Annotated in this window: 2 protein-coding genes and 1 pseudogene; all 3 read left to right on the top strand. The window is 65.0% G+C overall.

Features of this window, described 5'->3' with window-relative positions; translation table 11 throughout:
* Positions 1–276, top strand: a pseudogene (locus tag N5C88_RS31355) (integrase catalytic subunit); the annotation flags it as partial.
* Positions 273–1,205, top strand: a complete 933-nt coding sequence (locus N5C88_RS31360) for a TniB family NTP-binding protein (RefSeq protein ID WP_015460531.1) — start codon at positions 273–275, stop codon at positions 1,203–1,205. The pseudogene N5C88_RS31355 and the gene N5C88_RS31360, both read left to right, overlap by 4 nt.
* A gap of 1 nt (position 1,206) precedes the next feature.
* On the top strand, positions 1,207–2,172 hold the full coding sequence (locus N5C88_RS31365; protein ID WP_015460530.1) for a TniQ family protein: 966 nt from the start codon (positions 1,207–1,209) through the stop codon (positions 2,170–2,172).
* Positions 2,173–2,491: the final 319 nt, after the last annotated feature.

The following is a 2,491-nucleotide window of genomic DNA, read 5'->3' on the forward strand; positions in this document are numbered from 1 at the left end:
TGGGAGTTCAACGAGACCCGCAAGCGGTTGGTCGCCCAAATCGGCGACAAGCCGGACATGGCGACCATCATGGCGTCAATGGAGCGCCAACGCCTGCTGGAGCAGGACGCACAGAACGCGAAGAAGCGACACAGGAGTCGCTTGAAGCAGGAGCGTCGGCGGGTCGGCGAACAAGTCACCGCCGAACTCACGCCGCATGCGCCCATCTCCGAAGACGCACCGCCAGCGCCGCAGGCTCCGGTTCGTCGCGACATCTTTTATGAGATCGACGAATGATCCTCATCTCGCAGGACCGCCGCCTCACCAAGGCCGCCCGCGAGGCGCTTGAGGCGGACAACACCGCCCAGCGGCTCAACCTGATCCGGCAGAAAGTCTTCATCCGCTACGCCGCCGCCGATGCGATCACCGAGCGGCTTCAGGAGGCGCTGGAGGATTATCCGACCGAAGGCGACAGCCACATCCTGATCTGGGGGCCGTCGGGCATCGGCAAAAGCCAAATCGTCAAGCGCTTCGCCAAGTTGCAGAACCTCCCGGACGATCCGAGGGCGTCCAAGGCCAACGTCCCGGTGCTGGTCGTGAGCATGGGGCCGACCGGTTCTGCCCGAGGGCTGCTGGTGCGGATCCTTGGGCAACTCAACGCGCCCTACGGCAAGAGCGCGAGCACCGACACCCTTTATCCTGACGTCCTCAGACTGCTCCGAACCAGCGGGGTCAAGATCCTGGTCATCGACGAATTGCATCACATCGAGAAGGGCAATCGCAAACAACGCGAAGAGGCGCTGGCGACAATCAAGCTGCTCGGCAATGACCTCGGCATCACCATCGTCGGGTGCGGCACGATCGCCGCGCTGCGCACGCTTCGGTGGGACCCGCAGATCGAGCGCCGGTTCGAGCCGCATCGACTCGAGGTCTGGGGTCATAACGAACAGACCTATGGCCTGCTCAACAGCCTGGAGACCTGTCTGCCGCTTCGCCACGCTTCCGGGCTTTCCGATGACAAGATCGCGACCTGGATTATCAACGAGTCGGAGGGGACCACGCGCGAGATCGCCTATCTGGTGCGCCGCGCCGCCCTGATGGCCATCCGCTCAGAGAAAGAGCGCATTGATCTTCCGCTGCTGCGCTCGCTGAACCATGTGAGGCCATCGGTTCGGCGGCAGCGGGAGGACGTCCTCCTCAGAGCCGCCTCGCTGCCGCCGCTCTGAGATGTCGGACCTGCGTCTGTGGCCTTGGCGTCCCCGCCCGCAGGCCGACGAACTGCTCTCTAGTTGGCTGCGGCGGATCGCGCTCGGCAACTCCGCCAAGCTGCATAGCTTTTGTCACGCCGTCTGGCCCGGGCTGCAGATCTGGAATCGCGACATCGACGGGCTGGCGCCGCCTCGGCTCATGGAGGGGCTGGTCGCGCATACCGGGGTCGATGCGCAGGTCGCGGAGTTGACGACCTTCCGGCCCTGGGTCGGCACGTTGTTCGAAGAGGTCCGGGTCACGGGGGCGACCCAGTGGCTGCTGCCCGTGGGCATTCATCACCGCACCCGCCGGCGGCCGGGCCAGCAGTGGTGCCCCCTCTGCCTGACCGAGGACGCCGAGCCCTACTATCGGCGTCGCTGGCGCCTGGCGATCGCCAGCACCTGTCCTCGCCACGGCTTGGTGCTGGCCGACAGCTGCCATGACTGCGGCGCGCCCGCGGTCCCTCATCGGGGCGCCGATCCCTGGTGCCACATCTGCACCGCCGATCGGCGCGACCACCCGGTGATGGCGGCCGAGAGCCAGGCGCTACAGTTCGAGTTTCGGCTCAGCGAAATGCTCGCGCCCGACGTCGTCCCGCGGACCGACTTGGAGGCCATTCACCCGCTGGCCTATTTCGGCCTGGTTCGTCAGGTGATGACCGTGCTCAGCGGCGGCGAGCGGTCGCAGGGTCTGCGCGACGAGGTCGCGCGCAGTTGGGGCGGTGATCCCGCGCCCTACGCCGCCAAGCAGATCGAGACCGCTTCGGCCGCTGATCGACATCGACTATCAGGCCTCACCGCCCGGGCGATGCGCGGGTGGCCGTGGCTGTTTGTGGGCCACTGCGCCGACGCCCGGGTCTGGAAGTCCTGGGCGTTTGCGGACCGGCGCTATGGCCGATCACCGTTCGCCTATGCCGATCCAGTGATCCGTTACCTGACGCCCTGACGGCGGTCGCCTGTTCGTCGCTGGGTGTTGGATGCGTTGCCGCTGCGCCACGGTGAGTCTTCATTAACGCGACGCCTTTCATCATGAATCTCAAACAGTTGCGACGCTACTCTCGCGCGGGCTTTTTGCTACCAAATTGGCGTTTATGTTTGCCATAGTCGGCCGTTCATGCGACATTTCTTCATATAAGGTTGCCCGGAAGCCATTATCGGTTGCCGGGCTTTTCGACTCGAAGGACCGCATCATGACCAAGCCCATGCTCCAGCCGAGTCAGCTCGGTGAAACTTCCACGTGGAAGTCGCCAATGTGCCACGGCGTC

The sequence above is a fragment of the Achromobacter sp. GD03932 genome (genome assembly GCF_029839485.1).
In the GTDB taxonomy this organism is placed as follows: Bacteria; Pseudomonadota; Gammaproteobacteria; order Burkholderiales; family Burkholderiaceae_B; genus Achromobacter; species Achromobacter bronchisepticus_A.

Coding starts and splice junctions, on each gene's coding strand:
- N5C88_RS31360 (WP_015460531.1), top strand. CDS start 273: ATGATCCTCATCTCGCAGGACCGCCGCCTCACCAAGGCCGCCCGCGAG.
- N5C88_RS31365 (WP_015460530.1), top strand. CDS start 1,207: ATGTCGGACCTGCGTCTGTGGCCTTGGCGTCCCCGCCCGCAGGCCGAC.